This is a genomic window from Micromonospora sp. DT68, assembly GCF_049847245.1.
GTDB lineage: Bacteria > Actinomycetota > Actinomycetes > Mycobacteriales > Micromonosporaceae > Micromonospora > Micromonospora profundi.
Genome location: NZ_JBNCNZ010000007.1, coordinates 220,580 through 237,550, shown reverse-complemented (window position 1 = coordinate 237,550; position 16,971 = coordinate 220,580). Strand labels below are relative to the sequence as shown.

At 71.0% G+C, this 16,971-nt stretch carries 16 protein-coding genes; 5 read left to right on the top strand and 11 right to left on the bottom strand.

Features of this window, described 5'->3' with window-relative positions; translation table 11 throughout:
* The 3 genes from ACPXB1_RS15730 to ACPXB1_RS15720 are packed head-to-tail and all read right to left on the bottom strand — an operon-like array spanning position 1 to position 3,565.
* A complete protein-coding gene (locus ACPXB1_RS15730; RefSeq protein WP_355596213.1) occupies positions 1 to 885 on the bottom strand; it encodes an ABC transporter permease in 885 nt (294 codons plus the stop codon).
* On the bottom strand, positions 885 to 1,895 hold the full coding sequence (locus ACPXB1_RS15725) for an ABC transporter permease (protein WP_355596215.1): 1,011 nt from the start codon (positions 1,893 to 1,895) through the stop codon (positions 885 to 887). The genes ACPXB1_RS15730 and ACPXB1_RS15725 overlap by 1 nt, the downstream gene beginning before the upstream one ends.
* A 14-nt stretch (positions 1,896 to 1,909) precedes the next feature.
* Positions 1,910 to 3,565, bottom strand: a complete 1,656-nt coding sequence (locus ACPXB1_RS15720; protein ID WP_355596217.1) for an ABC transporter substrate-binding protein — start codon at positions 3,563 to 3,565, stop codon at positions 1,910 to 1,912.
* Positions 3,566 to 4,355: 790 nt separating this feature from the next.
* Here ACPXB1_RS15720 and ACPXB1_RS15715 point away from each other — a divergent pair.
* The 4 genes from ACPXB1_RS15715 to ACPXB1_RS15700 all read left to right on the top strand — a co-directional run bounded on the left by ACPXB1_RS15715 (position 4,356) and on the right by ACPXB1_RS15700 (position 9,223).
* A complete protein-coding gene (locus ACPXB1_RS15715; RefSeq protein ID WP_355596219.1) occupies positions 4,356 to 5,690 on the top strand; it encodes a cellulose binding domain-containing protein in 1,335 nt (444 codons plus the stop codon).
* Positions 5,691 to 6,070: 380 nt separating this feature from the next.
* Positions 6,071 to 7,216, top strand: coding sequence for an SPFH domain-containing protein (locus ACPXB1_RS15710; protein ID WP_355596221.1), 1,146 nt, complete (start codon positions 6,071 to 6,073; stop codon positions 7,214 to 7,216).
* Positions 7,217 to 7,289: 73 nt separating this feature from the next.
* Entirely contained in the window at positions 7,290 to 8,324 is a 1,035-nt protein-coding gene (locus ACPXB1_RS15705; protein ID WP_355596223.1) for a hypothetical protein, read from the top strand.
* A 194-nt stretch (positions 8,325 to 8,518) separates the two neighbouring features.
* Positions 8,519 to 9,223: a DUF4386 domain-containing protein gene (locus tag ACPXB1_RS15700; protein ID WP_355596225.1), complete on the top strand. Its 705-nt coding sequence runs from the start codon at positions 8,519 to 8,521 to the stop codon at positions 9,221 to 9,223.
* A 58-nt stretch (positions 9,224 to 9,281) separates the two neighbouring features.
* Here ACPXB1_RS15700 and ACPXB1_RS15695 read toward each other — a convergent pair whose 3' ends face one another.
* From ACPXB1_RS15695 to ACPXB1_RS15660, 8 genes are read right to left on the bottom strand one after another with little or no spacing between them, the layout of a single operon-like run.
* Positions 9,282 to 10,139, bottom strand: a complete 858-nt coding sequence (locus tag ACPXB1_RS15695) for an IclR family transcriptional regulator (protein ID WP_355628765.1) — start codon at positions 10,137 to 10,139, stop codon at positions 9,282 to 9,284.
* Positions 10,136 to 10,516: a 4-carboxymuconolactone decarboxylase gene (gene pcaC / locus ACPXB1_RS15690; RefSeq protein ID WP_355596229.1), complete on the bottom strand. Its 381-nt coding sequence runs from the start codon at positions 10,514 to 10,516 to the stop codon at positions 10,136 to 10,138. Before pcaC ends, ACPXB1_RS15695 begins: the two co-directional genes overlap by 4 nt.
* Positions 10,513 to 11,292 carry a 3-oxoadipate enol-lactonase gene (gene pcaD, locus ACPXB1_RS15685; protein ID WP_355596231.1) on the bottom strand — a complete coding sequence of 260 codons (780 nt, stop codon included), beginning with the start codon at positions 11,290 to 11,292 and terminating at the stop codon, positions 10,513 to 10,515. Before pcaD ends, pcaC begins: the two co-directional genes overlap by 4 nt.
* On the bottom strand, positions 11,289 to 12,629 hold the full coding sequence (pcaB, locus tag ACPXB1_RS15680; RefSeq protein ID WP_355628762.1) for a 3-carboxy-cis,cis-muconate cycloisomerase: 1,341 nt from the start codon (positions 12,627 to 12,629) through the stop codon (positions 11,289 to 11,291). Before pcaB ends, pcaD begins: the two co-directional genes overlap by 4 nt.
* The gene (gene pcaG, locus ACPXB1_RS15675) at positions 12,604 to 13,176 is read right to left on the bottom strand and encodes a protocatechuate 3,4-dioxygenase subunit alpha (protein WP_355596235.1); all 573 of its coding nucleotides are present in this window, start codon (positions 13,174 to 13,176) and stop codon (positions 12,604 to 12,606) included. The genes pcaB and pcaG overlap by 26 nt, the downstream gene beginning before the upstream one ends.
* A complete protein-coding gene (gene pcaH, locus ACPXB1_RS15670) occupies positions 13,169 to 13,921 on the bottom strand; it encodes a protocatechuate 3,4-dioxygenase subunit beta (RefSeq protein WP_355596237.1) in 753 nt (250 codons plus the stop codon). The genes pcaG and pcaH overlap by 8 nt, the downstream gene beginning before the upstream one ends.
* 12 nt (positions 13,922 to 13,933) lie before the next feature.
* Positions 13,934 to 14,737: a CoA-transferase subunit beta gene (locus ACPXB1_RS15665; RefSeq protein WP_425735456.1), complete on the bottom strand. Its 804-nt coding sequence runs from the start codon at positions 14,735 to 14,737 to the stop codon at positions 13,934 to 13,936.
* Positions 14,734 to 15,552 carry a CoA transferase subunit A gene (locus tag ACPXB1_RS15660; RefSeq protein ID WP_355596239.1) on the bottom strand — a complete coding sequence of 273 codons (819 nt, stop codon included), beginning with the start codon at positions 15,550 to 15,552 and terminating at the stop codon, positions 14,734 to 14,736. The genes ACPXB1_RS15665 and ACPXB1_RS15660 overlap by 4 nt, the downstream gene beginning before the upstream one ends.
* Before the next feature lie 223 nt (positions 15,553 to 15,775).
* Here ACPXB1_RS15660 and pobA point away from each other — a divergent pair, with 223 nt between their 5' ends.
* Positions 15,776 to 16,948 (top strand): 4-hydroxybenzoate 3-monooxygenase, encoded by a 1,173-nt coding sequence (gene pobA / locus ACPXB1_RS15655; protein ID WP_355596241.1) that lies wholly within the window; start codon positions 15,776 to 15,778, stop codon positions 16,946 to 16,948.
* Positions 16,949 to 16,971 lie beyond the last annotated feature (23 nt).

Sequence of the window (16,971 nt, the reverse complement as noted above, 5' to 3'; positions counted from 1 at the left end):
TCACCGCCGCTTCGCGTTCGCGCGGTCCTGCAGGCCCTCGCCCAGCAGGCTGAACCCGAGGACGCAGACGAACAGGGCCAGGCCGGGTGGGACCGAGGTCCACCACCGTCCACCGACCACGTCTGCGGCGCCCAGGCTGATCATGGCACCCCATTCCGCCTCGGGGATGCTCACACCCAGACCGAGGAAGGAGAGCCCGGCCAGGGTGAGCATCGCCCAGCCGCAGTTCAGCGGCGCGATCACCCGGACGGGAGTGAGGCTGTTGGGCAGTATGTGCCGCCACAGCACGCCCACCGGCGAGGCGCCGGAGGTGATCGCGGCGTCCACGAACGGCAACTCGCGCAGCGACCGCACCTCGGCGCGGACCAGCCGGGCGTACGCCGGGGCGTTCACCGCGGCGATCGTGATGATGAGGTTGATCGTGCCGTTGCCGAGCAGGGCTGCCACGGCGAGCGCCAGGATGAACGTGGGGAACGACTGGAAGATGTCGACCACCCGCATCAGCACGTCGTCGAGCCAGCCGCCGAAGTAGCCGGCGATCAGGCCGAGCAGGGTGCCGACGACCACGGCGAGCGCGACCGCGGCCAGGGCGATGCCCAGGTCCAGGCGGGCGGCGTAGAGCATCCGGCTCCAGATGTCCATGCCGTTGCCGTCGGTGCCGAGCAGGTGGTTGCCACCCGGGGCGACAAGGGTGTTCGCCGGGTCGATCTCGGTCTCGCCCCACGGGCTCAGCAGGGGCGCGAACACCGCCACCAGCGCGACCACCGACAGGATCGTCGCGCCGGCAATGATCAGGCGCCGTGCGAAACGGCTGTCCCGGTCGCCACCCGGGATGACCACGGGCGCCGTGGAGTCGCCGGTGACGGCGGTGCGCAGCTCGGCCATCAGAGCCTCACTCTCGGGTCGAGGATCGCGTGGACCACGTCGGCGATGAGGAACACCAGCACGTAGCACAACGCGATGACCAGCACCGACGCCTGCACCACCGGGTAGTCCCGGTAGAGCAGACCGCGCAGGGCCCACTGGCCGAAGCCCTGCCACGAGTACACGTACTCAACGAGCACCGTCGAGCCGATGGCGGTGCCGAAGACCAATGCGGCAAGCGACGGCAGCCGGACCAGCGTCGCCCGCATCAGGTAGCCGTAGTGCAGGGTGCGGCCACGCAGGCCGTGTGCCTGCGCCGCGGCGTACGACTCGGAGTGCAGCACCTCCAGCGCGGAGGCCCGGACGCTGCGCAGCAGCGGCGCGACCACGCCGACGACGAGGGTCAGCACTGGCAGTGCCAGGTACGCCGCGGCGGAGGCGAACGCCGGTCCGTTGGCGGTGAGCACGGCGTCGACGAGGTCGGCGCCGGTGATCGGCGTGAGGTTCGTGTCGGGGTCGACGCGTCCGTTGGGCGCCGGGAACCAGCCGAGGATGCTGTAGCCGACGAGCACCAGCACCAGGCCGAGCCAGAACTCGGGTACGGAGTTGCCGGCCAGGGCGAACATCCGGACGCTGTGGTCGCCGAGCCGGTTGGCCCGTCGGGCCGACCAGACGCCGAGCACAGTCGCCACCACAAGTGCGATGGTCACGGCGATGACGACGAGTTCCAGGGTGGGCCCGATCCGTAGCGCCATCTCCGAACCCACGGAGTTGCCGCTCTGGATGGAGGTGCCGAAGTCCCCGGTGACCAACCCCCCGAGGTAGTCGAGGAACTGTTGCCACAGCGACTGGTCCAGGCCGAAGCGGACCCGGGCGGCTTCGGCGTCCTCCGCGCTGGCGTTCGGCCCGAGGATGCTGCGCACCGGGTCGCCCGGCAGCACGCGGACCAGGAGGAACGCCAGGACGACCACTCCGAGCAGAACGGGGATCAGCTGGAGCAGTCGCCTGACGACGAACCGGAAGATACGCATGAGCGGATGGCGTCCTAGGCCGACGCGCTCAGGTACCGCAGGCGGGCGAGACCGTCCATGGGCTGCACCCAACCGGCCACGGACTCCCGCACGGGCAGGTTGAAGTTCGGCTGGCAGATGACCACCCACGGCACGTCCGCGGCGAGGATCTCCTGGACCCGCTTCCAGAGCGCGTTACGGGCAGCCGTGTCGACTGTGGTGTGCGACTTCTCGTAGATCTGTTCGATCTCCGGGTTGCTGTAGTTGGAGTAGTTGAGGTTGGCGCCCTTCACGAAGCTCGTGGCGAGCATGTACTCGATGTCGTCGACCCAGAGCTGCCCGGAGGTGATCTGGAGCGGGATGTTCTTCTTGGTCCGTCGCTCGCCGAGCGTCGCGGGGTCCAGCGGGGTCAGCTTGAGCCTGATGCCCGCCTTCGCCGCCTCGCTCTGCACCTGGACGGCGATCTTCTGCTGCTCCTCGTTGTCGGACTCGAAGACCAGCTCGGAGTCCAGCGACGAGCGGCCGGCGGCGGCCATCGCGGCCTTGGCCTTGTCGATGTCGTGGGCGTACGGGTAGCCGTTGTCGTCGTGCCCTGGCATGTCCAGCGGCACCGTGCTCTTGGCCGCGCGGGCGTCACCGCCGTACACGTTGCTGATGATCTGCTCGTAGGGCACGGCGTAGGCGAGCGCCTTGCGGACGTTCACGTCGTTGAACGGCGCCGAGGTGACCGACATCTGGATGGCGACCTGGCGGTTGCTGGGGGCCGAGATGACCTTGATCCCAGGCGTCTTCTTGAGGTCCTGGATGTCGCGCTGGCTGATGCCGAGGGCGACGTCGACGTCACCGGCCTGCAGTTGCAACCGCTGGTTGGACGCGGCCGGCACGACCGAGATCCGGATGGTCGGCGTCTTGGCCGGGTCGGGACCCGGGTAGTCGGTGTTCGCGCTGAGCTCGATCTCCTGGCCCTGGGTGGCCTTCGCGACGTTGTAGTAGCCGCCGGTGGGCGGGTTCTTCGCGAACCACTCCTTGGCCCAGGGGTCGCCGGCGGTGGCGTGCTTCTTGGCCTCGACGGAGTCGAAGACGTACAGCGAGATCGCCTGGATCTGCCGGGTGAGGGCGCTGGGGAACGCCTGGTGGAACTCGACCGTGTAGTCGTCGACGACCTTGACCTGGTCGGCGCTCGTGAGGCCGATGGTGCGGTAGACGCCTGCCACGTTGGCCTGGGCGGCGAACGCGCGGTCCTTCGACCACTTCACGTCGGCGGCCTTCATCTCGTTGCCGCTCGCGAACTTCACGCCGCGACGCAGCTTGAGCGTCCACACCTTCTGCTCGGCGTCGGGCTCGAACGACTCGGCGAACGTCGGGGTGACGTTCTGGGTGTCGAGGATCTGGCTGCCGCTGGCTGTGGTGACCCCGTAGTCGATCAGGTACGGGAAGACGTTCTTGTAGAGCATCAGCGCGGTCAGGTCGAAGCCGACGAAGTCCTGGTCCCAGCTCGACAGGTAGCTCGAGACAGCGATGCGCAACGTCTTGGCGGCGGGGCCGCCCGACGCGCCGTCCTTCGGCTTGTTGCCACTGTCCGCAGCGCAGGCGCCGGTGGCCAGAAGGAGCGCGACGCTGCCGCCCAACTGCAGAACCCCGCGGCGGGAAAGCGCGGGCGAGGAGGCGCCCGAGCGGTGTGAACGAGCCATGAGTAGTCCTCCTAGAACCAGAGGGAGACGGGCCGCCCAGCGGACCCACCCCGAGTTCTACAGGATTAAGCGAGAGTGAACAAGCGGGTGAACGGTGTTCACGGGCCGTCTCTGCACCTTTGCCCGAAACCCTTCTCGAAGTGCGGGATTAGCAGGTAGGAAGCGTTCACACGGTTCACAGAATCGTTACCAAACCTGTTCACGGCGAGCCGCCTGAATGAAGGGCTCCAGCGGTTCCCCCGGTCGCCCCGTGTGCGACCCGACGCCCTGTGAGCGCTCACACGCGTCCGGGCGACCACACCTCTGGAATTTGCGGTCGGCGGCGCGATAGTTACGGCGGAGGAACGTGCCGCCAGGATGCCCTGGACCGGCTCGGCGAGGCGGTGCCGCGTCCCCGGGAGACAGCAGCCGTCACCCTGCTTTCCGCAAGACGACGGCTGGAGATGTTATCGATAAACTGCTATCTTTCGGCGCGGGAGCGCAGGGCACGCTCCCGTCACCCCAGTCAATCGGCAGGGCGCTCGTGGGCACCACCACCGCGCCGCCTGGCCGGTCGGCGACAAGTCCGGGCCGCTCCGCCGATGTTGGCTGACCGCAGGCGGCCGTCGGGCGATTCCGACCCGGCCACATGCCCAGCCTCCCCCCGCCCGTACGGGCGCCCCCGCATCGACGGAGAGCCCGGGCACGAACCGGCTCGTCGACGGCGGGCGAGCCGCACACAGCCGGCGGGTCGTTCGGTCGACGTCGTGCGCACCACCGGCCCAGACGAACAAGGGCAAGGAGGCAAGCAATGGTCAAACGTACACAGCTGTTGTCAACGATCGCCGCTGCGGCCGTTCTCCTCGCGGCGACCACCGGCGCGGCGCTGAGCGGCGCACTGGGCGCCACGGCGGAGGCCGCGACCAACGGCACGCTCGCGGCGACCGCCGGCTGCGGCAAGGCGCCCACGCTGACCAGCGGGACGCGCACCATCTCCAGCAGTGGGCAGAACCGCACCTACATCCTGCGGATCCCGGACAACTACGACAGGAACCGCCCCTACCGGCTGATCTTCGGCTTCCACTGGCTGAACGGTTCGGCGAACAACGTCGCCTCGGCCGGCTACTACGGTCTGCTGCCGCTGTCGAACAACAGCACGATCTTCGTCGCGCCCCAGGGCATCGACAACGGCTGGGCCAACACCAACGGCCGCGACCTGACCCTCTTCGACGACATCTCCCGGCAGGTGGAGAACGACCTCTGCGTCGAAACGACCCAGCGCTTCGCCCTCGGCTGGAGCTACGGCGGGGCGATGAGCTACGCGGTGGCCTGCGCGCGACCCACCGTCGTCCGGGCGGTCACCGTGATCTCCGGCGCGAACCTCAGCGGATGCAACGGCGGCACCCAGCCCGTCGCCTACTTCGGCATCCACGGCACCTTCGACAGCGTCCTCAACATCTCCATGGGTCGATCGCTGCGGGACACGTTCGTCCGGAACAACGGTTGCACCGCGCAGAGCCCACGCGAGCCGAGCCGAGGCAGCCTCACTCACATCACCACCACCTACTCCGGCTGCCGGGCCGGATACCCGGTGCAGTGGGCGGCCTTCGACGGCGACCACACCCCGAGCCCTGTCGACGGGTCGTCCAGCCCGAACGACTCCCGGACGTGGACCTCTGCGGAGATCTGGCGGTTCTTCACCCAGTTCGAGACCACGCCGCCGCCCACCACCGCGCCGCCGACGAGCCCGCCACCCACGTCCACGCCGCCCACCACGCCCCCGCCCACCACGCCGCCACCCACCACCCCGCCACCCACCACCCCGCCACCCACCGGCGAACCGGGCGTCTGCACCGCCACCTACCGCACCGTGAACACCTGGCCCGGCGGTTTCCAGGCTGAGGTCACCGTGGCCAACACCAGCACCGCCCCGCTCAACGGCTGGACCGTCCGCCTGGGCCTGGCCTCCGGCCAGGCCATCAGCAGCCTCTGGAACGGCGTCAACACCGGCACCACCGGCACCGTCAGCGTCCAGAACGCCGCCTACAACGGCTCGTTGGGCCCGAACGCCTCCACCACCTTCGGATTCACCGCCACCGGCAACGGCGCCACGCCGCCCAGCGGCGTCACCTGCACCAGCCCCTGACCGACAGCGACACGTGTGCCCGGGGCCAGCCGGCTCCGGGCACACGGCGCGGCAGGTCTGTCCGACATGGACAACGTGTACCGCGAGTACGTCCGATCAGAGACGACGACCGGCGACGCCACCTGAGCGAACGCGGGCAGCGCACAGCCCTCCGGCGACGCCTCCTGACCGATCGGCCACCGCCACCCGCCCAGGTCTGCACCGGCCGGTGTACGCCAGTGCCGACCCACCCGTGCGTTCGGTGCAAGAGGCCCTCAGCCACCGGTCGAAAGGGCGATCGGCGGCGGCGAATCGGTGTCCAAGACTCGCTTTTCGCAGGTGGCGGGGGGTTGCTATGGTCGCCGCGACGCCGGACCTCGGCGCCGACGGGAGGGTGTGCGATGGGGCTGATGGACAAGCTCCGGGGCGAACTCGTCGACATCGTTGAGTGGCTGGATGACAGCCGGGACACGATCGTCTGGCGGTTCCCCCGGTACCAGAACGAGATCAAGATGGGCGCCCAGTTGGTCGTCCGGGAGTCCCAGACGGCGGTCTTCGTCAACGAGGGGAAGATCGCCGACGCCTTCCCTCCGGGAACGTACACGCTGGAAACCCGGAACATGCCCATCCTGTCCACGCTCAAGGGCTGGAAGTACGGCTTCAACTCGCCCTTCAAGGCCGAGGTGTACTTCGTCAACACCCGGCAGTTCACCGACATGAAGTGGGGCACGCAGAACCCGATCATCCTGCGTGACGCCGAGTTCGGCGTGGTGCGCGTGCGGGCGTTCGGCGCGTACGCGGCCCGGGTGGTGGACGCGTCACAGCTCCTGCGGGAACTGGTCGGCACCGACCCGCAGTTCCGCACCGAGGAGGTGCAGGAATACCTGCGGCAGCTCATCGTGGGACGACTGGGCAACGCGCTCGCCACGGCGGGCGTGCCGCTGCTGGACCTGGCGGCGCACCAGGACGAGATCGGCCGCCGCCTCGCGGGCGTGTTGACAGCGGAGCTGGCCGAGGTCGGTATCGCGATCCCCAAGTTCGTCATCGAGAACGTCTCCGTGCCGCCAGAGGTGGAGCAGGCGCTCGACAAGCGAACCAGCATGGGCGCGGTCGGCGACCTGGGCCGGTACACCCAGTTCCAGGCGGCCAACGCCATGGAGGCCGCCGCCAAGAACCCAGGCGGCGAGGCGGGCGCCGGCATCGGGCTGGGCATGGGCATGGCCATGGGCCAGCAGATGTCCCGGGCGATGGCGGGCGGCTCGGGCGCGCCGCAGCCGGCACCGGCCGCCGCGCAGCCGGCCCCCGCTCAGCCGTCCGCCGCCGAGCCGCCGCCGCTGCCGAACCAGGCGCAGTGGTACGTCGGCGTCGCCGGGCAGCGGCAGGGCCCGTACGACCTCGGTGGTCTGGCCGAGCAGGTCGGTGCGGGCACGTTGGGCCCGGACACGCTCGTCTGGCAGGCCGGCATGGCCCAGTGGCAGCCCGCCGGGCAGGTGCCGGAGCTGGCGGCGGTGCTGGCAAGCGTCCCGCCACCGCTGCCGCCGCAGTGAGGAGGCGAGTGCCGGCATGAGCGAGATTGCGGTTTCCCCGCCCTCGTACGGGTGCGGGGGCTGTGGCGCACGCGTGGAGTACACGCCGGGCGCGGCAGCGCTGAGCTGCCCGTACTGCGGGTACCGGCAGGAAATCGCCGGTGCCGGCCGGGAGGTGCGCGAGCACGCGTACAACGAACTGGCGAGCCTGCCGCGCAAGCCGGTGGCGAGCGTCGCCGCGCACGCGTACGTCTGCCCGGCCTGCGGCGCTCACACCGAGAGCGACGCTATCGCGAAGCGCTGCCAGTTCTGCGCCACCCCGCTTGTGGCGGAGAACGTGACCGGCGAGTTGATCGCGCCGGAGGCGGTGCTGCCGTTCGCTGTGGACCGGGCGGGCGTGCGCACCGCCCTGGGCACCTGGTGCCGCAGCCGCTGGTTCGCGCCGGGGAGCCTGAAGAAGGTAAGCGAGGCGGAGACCCTCAAGGGCACCTACCTGCCGCACTGGACGTTCGACGCGCGAACCGTGTCGGACTACCAGGGTCAGCGCGGTGAGCACTACTACGTCACCGAGACGTACACGGTGACTGTGGACGGCCGGCAGGAGACGCGCACCCGACAGGTGCGCCACACCCGGTGGCACCCGGCGAGCGGCACCGTCCGCCGGGACTTCGACGACGTGCTGGTGCCCGCCACCACGCACCTGCCGGCGAAGCAGCTCGACGAGCTGGCCCCGTGGCCGCTGACCGAGGCGGTCGCCTACCACAGCGACTACCTGGCCGGATATCACGCGCTGCGCTACGACACCGAGCCCGAGGCGGGGCTCGTCGAGGCGAAGTCGCGGATGGCACCGGTCATCGAGGGGGACTGCCGGTCGGACATCGGCGGGGACGAGCAGCGGGTCTCCTCGGTGGACACCGCCTACTCGGACGTGGCGTACAAGTTGATGCTGCTGCCGGTGTGGATCGCCGCGTACCTGCACGCCGGCAAGTCGTACCAGGTTCTTGTCAACGCCCGGACCGGTGAGGTCATCGGTGAGCGTCCGTACAGCGCGGCGAAGATCGCGGCGGCGGTCCTGGCTGCGCTGGCGCTGGTCGCGGCGCTCGTGGTGGCGTACGTGATGAGCCGCTAGCGCCCCCACAACGCGGCACGGGCCACCGGGAACGGATACCGGTTGCCCGTGCCGTTGGCGCTTTCCTGCCGCCGCGGTGATTCGGCGGGCGCGGCGAGGATTGTCCGAGTGGGCGATTCGCGACCGCCGCGATCCGCAGGAGGGTGACGGCATGACCACAATCGATTGAGCGGCAGCGACGGGAAGGTGCCCCGATGGATCCACTGCGAAAGACCTCGCTGACCGCGGGCGTGTTCTACCTGCTCACCTTCGTCTCGATCCCCACTCTCTCCCTGTACGCGCCAGCGCGCGAGGCGGACTTCATCGTGACCGCCACGTCGGACACCTCGGTCGCCGTGGGCGCCGCCCTCGAGGTGATCGTCGCCCTCGCCTGCATGGGCACCGCCATCGCGCTGTATCCGGTGCTCAAGCGGCAGGGTGAGGGCCGTGCGCTGGGTTTCGTCGGCGCCCGGGTTCTCGAAGCCGCAGGCATCTTCATCGGCGTCGCGAGCCTCCTGACGGTCGTGGCCCTGCGGCGGGCCGACGCCGGAGCGGACGCGCTCGTCACCGGTCAGATGCTTGTCGCCTTCTACGACTCGGTCTTCCTGCTCAGCCAGAGCTTCCTGCCGGCCGTGAACGCCCTGCTGCTGGGTTCCCTGCTGTACCAGTCACGCCTCGTGCCACGGGTTCTGCCGCTGCTCGGGCTCGCCGGAGCGCCACTGCTCGTCGCCGCCGACCTCGGCATCCTGTTCGACCTCTGGGACCGGCTGTCCCCGGTGACGGCGGTCGCCGCCCTCCCCATCGCCGTATGGGAGTTCTCGCTCGGCGTCTATCTGATCGTCAAGGGTTTCAAGCCCTCGCCGGTCACCGCCGACCTGGCTGTCAACGGCGTCCGGCCCGTCCAGGACGCCACCGTCTGACCGAGGGGCAGCGGCTGCCGCCGGCCGCGGTTCAGGCCCGCGCGCCGCCGGACCTCGCTCATCGGCTGGCTTGTCGAATCAGGTGGCCCGCTCCGCCGACGTGGGTGGCGGACGGGTCGGCACCTGCCCGGGTGTGGCCGCCCCGGACGTCCTCCTCGATGCGCTTCGCGGCGGCCAGCAGCGGCGGGAGCAGGTCCCGACGGATCGTCTCGAACGACCCGCGGCTGGCGTGCGCGGAGACGTTCACCGCGGCGATCACCGTCCCGTTCTCGCCGTGGATCGGCGCGGCGAGCGACCGCAGTCCCTCCTCCAACTCCTGGTCCACTATCGCGTACCCCTGGGCGGCGATCTTCGTCAGGACGGCGCGTAGCTTGGCCTGGTCGGTGATGGTCCGCCGGGTCAACGGCCGCAGGTCCGCCGTGGCGAGGTAGGCGTCCAGCCAGTCCGCCGGCTGCGCGGCGAGCAGCACCCGGCCCATCGACGTGGCGTACGCGGGGAAACGTGTGCCGACGCTGATCCCCACCGTCATGATCCGCTTGGTGGGTACGCGGGCCACGTAGACAACCTCGTCGCCGTCGAGCACCGACATCGAGCAGGACTCGCGCACCTGCGCGACAAGCGCCTCCATGTGCCGCTGCGCGACCTCGGGCAGGCTCAGGCTCGACAGGTACGCGTAGCCGAGGTCGAGGATCCGCGCCCGCAGCGAGAAGAGCCGGCCGTCGGTGTGCACGTAGCCCAACTCGACCAGGGTGTGCAGGAACCGGCGCGCGGCGGCCCGGGTCAGCCCGGTCCTGCGGGACACGTCGCTGAGCGTGAGCTGCGGGTGGTCGGCGTCGAACGCCCGGATCACCGCGAGCCCGCGCTCCAGCGATTGGACGAACTCCGGCGATCTCGTCGCCTCCGCGCGTACGCTCACCCGGCCTCCTGCCGCAGGGCCTCCCGGGCCACCTTGAACGCCCGGTTGGCCGCCGGTACGCCAGCGTAGACGCCGACCTGGAGCAGGACCTCCGCCACCTCCGCCGGGCTCAGTCCGTTGCGCAGCGCGGCGCGGACGTGCATCGCCAACTCCTCGTCGTGGTGCAGGGTGGCGAGCACGGCGAGGGTGATGCAACTGCGGGTACGTCGGTCGAGGCCGGGCCGGCTCCACACCTCCCCCCACGCGTAGCGGGTGATGAAGTCCTGGAAGTCGGCGGTGAACTCGTCGGTGCCGGCCACCGCGCGGTCGACATGCGCGTCGCCCAGCACCTGCCGGCGTACCGTCATGCCTGCCTCGTGCCGTTCCCTGTCGTTCATCGGTCTCCCGGTCTCTTGTCGAAGTGGTCCAACAGGAGTCGGCTCACCTGCTCGGGTTGCTCGACGTTTGCCAGGTGCGCCGCCGCGCCGACCACTGCCAGCCGGGCGCCGGGGATGCGCCCGACGATCTCGCGCGCGTGCTCCACGGGGGTGGCCGGGTCGTCGGCGCCCGCGACGACAAGTGTCGGCACGTCGATGCGGGCCAGATCGGGGCGCAGGTCCATTGTGGCTATCGCCTCACAGGACGCGGCGTAACCGGCGGGCGACGTCGCGGTGAGCATGGCACGGTGGGTGGCGACCACGCCCTGTTGGTCGGCAGCGAAGCCGGGAGTGAACCAGCGGGCCACCACAGCGTCGGCGACCGCCTCCAGCCCGGCGGCTCGTACCGTCGCCGCCCGATCCCGCCACTGCTCGGGTGGGCCGAGCGACGCCGACGTGCAGAGCAGCGCCAGCCGCCGCACCCGGTCGGGCGCGTGTACGGCAAGCCACATGCCGACCATGCCGCCGAGGGACAGGCCCGCGTAGTGGACCCACGGCACGTCGAGGTCGTCAAGCGTCCGCAGCACCTCACGGCCCAGAAGATCCATCGTGTACGGGCCGGACGGCACCGCCGAGCGGCCGTGGCCCAGGTGGTCGTACCGGATGACCCGGAACCGCTTTGCGAGGGCCGCCACCTGGGGCTCCCACATCGCGCCCGTGGTGCCGAGGGAGCTGCCGAGCAGCAGCACCGGCGCGGCGGCCGGACCATCCTCAGAGTTGTGTAGTCGCGATGTCACGTCTGCGGCCCTCGCACGGCGGCCAGGGCGCTGTCGACGAACCGGCCGGCCGAGCCGAGCCAGTGGTGCGGGTCGAGCGCCTCGTCGACCTGCGCCTCGGACAGGTGGGCGCGAACCTGCGGGTCGGCGAGCAGTGCCGCCCGGAACGAGGGCGCGGCGGCGGCGCGGGTGACCAGGTCGTGTGCGGCGCTGCGGCCGAGGGCGGGCGCCAGCCGCGCGGCGACTGCCTCGGCGAGAACGAGCCCACCCGTGGCATCGAGGTTCCTGCGCATCCGCTCCGGGCGGACCTGGAGCTCGGCCAGCATCCGCGCACACCGGCTGGCCGCGCCGCCGGCAAGGTGCAGCAGGTCGAGCAGGGGCTCCCACTCGGCGTGCCACGCGCCGGCGGCCCGTTCGTGCTCCTGCACGGCGGCGGCGAACAGCGTGGCGACGAGGCCTGGACCGCGCCGCGCGGCGGAGCCGATGAGCACCGAGTCCACCGGGTTGTGCTTGTGCGGCATCGCCGAGGAGCCGCCCCGCCCGGCCCCGCCCTCGGCGACCTCGCCGATCTCGGTCTGGGCCAGCAGCCCGACGTCGAGCGCGACCTTGCCGGTGGCCGCGAGGAGCCCACCGAGGGCGGCGGCCAGGTCGAGCCGGGGCTGTCTGCGGGTGTGCCAGGGCAGCGGGCTGGCTGGTAGACCCAGGTGCGCGGCGAACCGCTCGGCGATGTCCGGGCCGGCCGGGCCGAGCGCGGCAAGGGTGCCTACCGCGCCGCCGAGTTGCGCGGGTTGGGCGGCACCCGCCTGCCGGAGCCGGTCCCGGACGTCGACAAGGCCTGTCATCCAGCCTGCGGCCTTGAGCCCGAACGTGGTGGGTGCCGCCTGCTGCCCGAGGGTCCGGGCGACCAGGACGGTGTCCCGGTGGGTGTCGGCGAGCCGGACGGCGGCATCCACTGCGGCGTCGAGGTGGCGCAGCAGCGGTCCGAGCGCCCGTACGGCCACCAGGCTCAGCGCGGTGTCGAGGATGTCCTGGCTTGTCGCGCCGATGTGCACCCAACCCTGGGCGTGCTCCGGCACTGCGGCGGTCAGCTCCCGCACCAGCGGGACGACAGGGTTGCCGGCGGCGTCGGCCGCCCGGCCGAGGGACGCCGCGTCGTACCGTTCGGCGCGGCACTGCTCGACTATCGCGTCGGCCGCGGTAGCGGGTAGGACACCGGCGTCCGCAGCGGCGTGGACGAGCGCGGCCTCCGCGTCGAGCAGGGCCCGCAGCACTGCCGCGTCGCCGAGTTCCAGGTCGACGTCGGATGCGCCGGAGAGGCTGCTCAGCAGCCCGTCAGACGGCGAAGAAGACTGTCTCACGGTCACCCTGGAGGCGGATGTCGAAGCGGAGCCCGTCCGGCGCGGGACTGGCGATCAGTGTGTCCCGGCGGGCGGCGTCGACGCTGCGCAGCACGGGGTCGTCGCCGTTCGCCGCCGGCTCGTCGGGAAAGTAGAGCCGGGTCGCGAGACGGTGCAGCAGCCCTCGACCGAGGACCGACAGGGCCAGGTGGGGTGCCTCGGTGCCGCCGTCCGGGTCGGGCAGCGGCCCCGGCTTCACGGTCAGCAGCTCGTACCACCCCTGCCCGTCGGTTTCGCTGCGCCCGAAGCCACGGAAGCCCGCCAGCGCTGGCGGTCGTGCCCCGCGCGGGTCGTCCGGGTGGTCGAAACGGCCGTCCGGGTCCGCCTGCCAGCTCTCCACGAGCGCGTCGACAACCGGCTCCCCGGCGCCGTCGAGGATCCGGCCGCGGATCCAGAACGCCCCGGGCGTGCCCTCGGGGACGGCGTACGGGCCGTCGGGCCAGCGCAGACCGATGTGCAGGTACGGCCCGACGGTCTGCGCCGGCGTCACACCCAACCGCTCACTCATCGTCGTCCTCGCCCTCGAAGGGAGTGCTCGCCCGGCCCCGCAGCACGATGTCGAACTCGTACGCCAGCGCCCACTCCGGCACCGTCGTGGCGTGGTCGTACCGGGCGACCATCCGGTTGCGGGCGTCCGGGTCGCGGACCGAGTTGAAGATCGGATCCTGGAAGAAGAGCGGGTCACCCGGGAAGTACATCTGCGTCACCAGGCGCTGGGTGAACGCGCGGCCGAAGAGAGAGAAGTGGATGTGCGCCGGCCGCCAGGCGTTGTCGTGGTTGCGCCAGGGGTAGGCGCCGGGCTGCACTGTGATGAACCGGTAGCGCCCCCGCTCGTCGGTGAGCGCCCGGCCCACCCCCTCGAAGTGGGGGTCGAGCGGTGCAGGCCAGGTGTCGCTCGCGTGGCGGTACCGGCCGGCGGCGTTTGCCTGCCAGATCTCGACGAGCGTGTGGGGCACCGGTTGCCCGTCGCCGTCCCGGACCCGGCCGTGCACGATGATCCGCTGCCCCTGCGGCTCCCCGTCGTGTTGCCGGGTCAGGTCGTGGTCGAGCTCGCCGAGCCGACCCTCCCCCAGGAGCGGCCCGGTGATCTCGGTCAGCCGCTGCGGCAGGTAGGTGAGCGGCTGCTTCGGCGCACGCCCCACTGTGGACTTGTAGCCGGGACTGAGCAGCGGCGGGTGGGCGTCGATGTCGTCGCGCCGGTACTGCGGCAGCACCAGGCCGGCGTCGGCAGGGTGGACGGAGTTCTGGGTCATTGTCGTCTCCCGTCAGGCTTCCGGTGCCACGGCCTGCCGCTGCGGCAGTGGCTGCTTGGTCGCCTCCAGCGCCCGCAGCACCGCCAACTCGTGTGCCGTCGGCGGCTCGCCGGTGGTGAGCGGCTCCGCGACGGCGAGGTCCCAGCCGGTGGCCGCGCGCGCCTGCTCCCGGGTCACGCCGGGGTGCAGGCGGGTAAGCGTCAGCTCGCAGGTGACCGGGTCGGGTTCGAGGACGCCGAGATCGGTGATCACCAGGCGTGGCCCGCCGCCGCGTAGACCGAGACGTTCCCGGTCACCCGGGCCCGAGCCGTAGCCGACCGAGGTGACGAAGTCGACGCGTTCGGTGAACGTCCTGCGGTTCTGCCTGACGATCACCACGACCTCCCGGCAGGAGGCGGCGATCTCCGGGGCTCCCCCGGCGCCGGGCAGGCGGACGTCCGGGGCGTCGTAGTCACCCCCGACGACAGTGGTGTTGATGTTGCCGTACCTGTCGAGCTGCGCGGCCCCGAGGAAGCCCACGTCGATCCGGCCGGGTTGGAGCCAGTAGTTGAACACCTCCGGCACCGACACCACCGCGTCGGCCGTGTCGGCCAGCACGCCGTCCCCGATGGACAGTGGAAGCCGGTCCGGCTTGGCGCCGAGGCAGCCGGACTCGTAGACGAGCACCAGGTTCGGGGCATGGGTGACCCGGGCCAGGTTCGCCGCGGTGCTGGGCAACCCGATCCCGACGAAGCAGGCGGCGCCGTCGCGCAGTTGGCGGGCCGCCGCGACGGTCATCATCTCGTCAGCGGTCCAGGCCGCCGAGCCGTCACTCACGCTGTCGCCCCGGCCCGGTGCACGTGCTGGTCCAGCCAGTCGCGGAAGGTGTCGCGGTGCCGGCTGACGGCGTCCCACGCCCGGTAGAAGTCGTTGTCGCGTACGGAGTAGCCGTGGGCGTAGGAGGGGTGTGCGCCGCCGGGCACCTCGGCCACTGCCGTGATCGCCCAACCCGGCAGGACCACCTGCCCCGGGACGGGCGGCAACTCGTCCACGATCTCCTCGACTGTGACAAGCGAGCGGTGGGCGGCGAGCACCGCTTCCTTCTGCACACCGGTGATGCCCCACATCTGCACGTTGCCGGCCCGGTCGGCGCGCTGCGCGTGCACCACTGTCACGTCGGGGCGCAGGGCGGGAACGGCGGTGAGGGTTTCGCCGGTGAAGGGGCAGGTGATGGGCCGGATGTTGGTCGTGTGGCGGAGCAGGTCGGTGCCCGAATAGCCGCGCAGGACGGCGAACGGCAGCCCGGACGCCCCCGCCACGTAGCGGTTCGCCATGCCCGCGTGGCTGTGCTCCTCCAGCTCCAGCGGACGCGGCCAGCCGTGCTGCACGGCGTCGCGGAAGCGGTGCAGCGACCCGACCCCGGGGTTGCCGCCCCAAGAGAAGATCAGGCGGCGGGCGCATCCTGCGCCGATGAGCTGGTCGTAGATGACGTCGGGTGTCATCCGCACCAGGGTCAGATCCTGCCGCCCCTGACGGATGATCTCGTGACCGGCGGCGAACGGGATGAGATGCGTGAACCCTTCGAGGGCCACCACGTCGCCGTCGCGGACCAGATCCGCAACGCCGTCGGCCAGCGAGACGAGCTTTGCCATGACCCTCCCCGACCCGCCGACTGTTCGCTATACGCACTGTCGTACTGATGTCGAACGTACGGCCGGGACCGGCATCCGTCAACGGCACGCCGTTGACGCGAGCGGGACCGCGTGCCACCGTTCTACAAGAGAACGGTCGTTCGGCAAGCGAACACGCTGCCCAGCGACCGCGCCATCGCGCGTCACCCGTTCTGACATCTCGAAAGAGGGGAGGATGCCGCGGATGCGTACCCAGGTCGGCATCGTGGGAGCCGGGCCGGCAGGACTTCTGCTGTCGCACCTGCTGCACCTGCACGGAATCGACTCCGTGGTGTTGGAGAGTCGCAGCCGTGACTACGTCGAGCACCGGGTGCGGGCGGGCGTCCTCGAACAGGGCTCGGTCGACCTGCTGACCCGCGCCGGCCTCGGTGGACGCCTGCACCGGGAAGGGCTGCGACACGAGGGCATCGAGCTGCGGTTCGCCGGCGAGTCGCACCGGGTGCCGATGACGGAGCTGACCGGGCGGGCGATCACCGTCTACGGCCAGCAGGAGGTGGTAAAGGACCTGATCGCCGCCCGACTCGCGGCCGGCGGCTCGATCCTCTTCGACGCCGACGTCGTACGCCTTGACGGCCTCGACTCGGACTCGCCCGTCGTCCACTTTCGACGGGACGGGCGCGACGAGGAGCTGCGGTGCGACTTCGTGGCCGGCTGCGACGGGTTCCACGGTGTGAGTCGTGGCGCGGTGCCCGACGGCGTGCTGACCACCTACGAGCGGACGTACCCCTTCGCCTGGCTGGGCATCCTCGCCGCCGCCGCGCCGGCGGTGGAGGAACTCATCTACGCCAACCACGAGCGGGGTTTCGCCCTCTACAGCATGCGCTCGCCGGAGATCTCGCGGCTGTATCTCCAGGTAGCGCCCGACGAGGACATCGCGGCGTGGCCGGACGAGCGGATCTGGGCGGAGCTGCGGGCGCGGCTGGAGACGGTGCCGGGTTGGTCGCTCAACGAGGGGCCGATCCTGGAGAAGTCCGTCACCCCGATGCGCAGCTTCGTTGTCGAGCCGATGCAGTGGCAGCGGCTGTTCCTGGCCGGTGACGCCGTGCACATCGTCCCGCCGACCGGCGCGAAGGGCATGAACCTGGCCCTCGCCGACGTCGCGCTGCTCGGGGACGCCTTCGCCGCGTGGTACGACAAGGGGCGCACCGACCTGCTGGAGGCCTACTCGGCCACCGCACTGCGCAGGGTCTGGCGGGCCCAGCACTTCTCCTGGTGGATGACCTCGATGTTGCACCGGCTGGAGCGCGACGACCCGTACGAGGCGAACCTCCAGACCGCCACCCTGAGGTACGTCGCCACCTCACGCGCCTACGCCACGAGCCTCGCGGAGAACTACGTGGGCCTGCCGGAGGTCTGATCACCCGACGGGAGCACCACCCG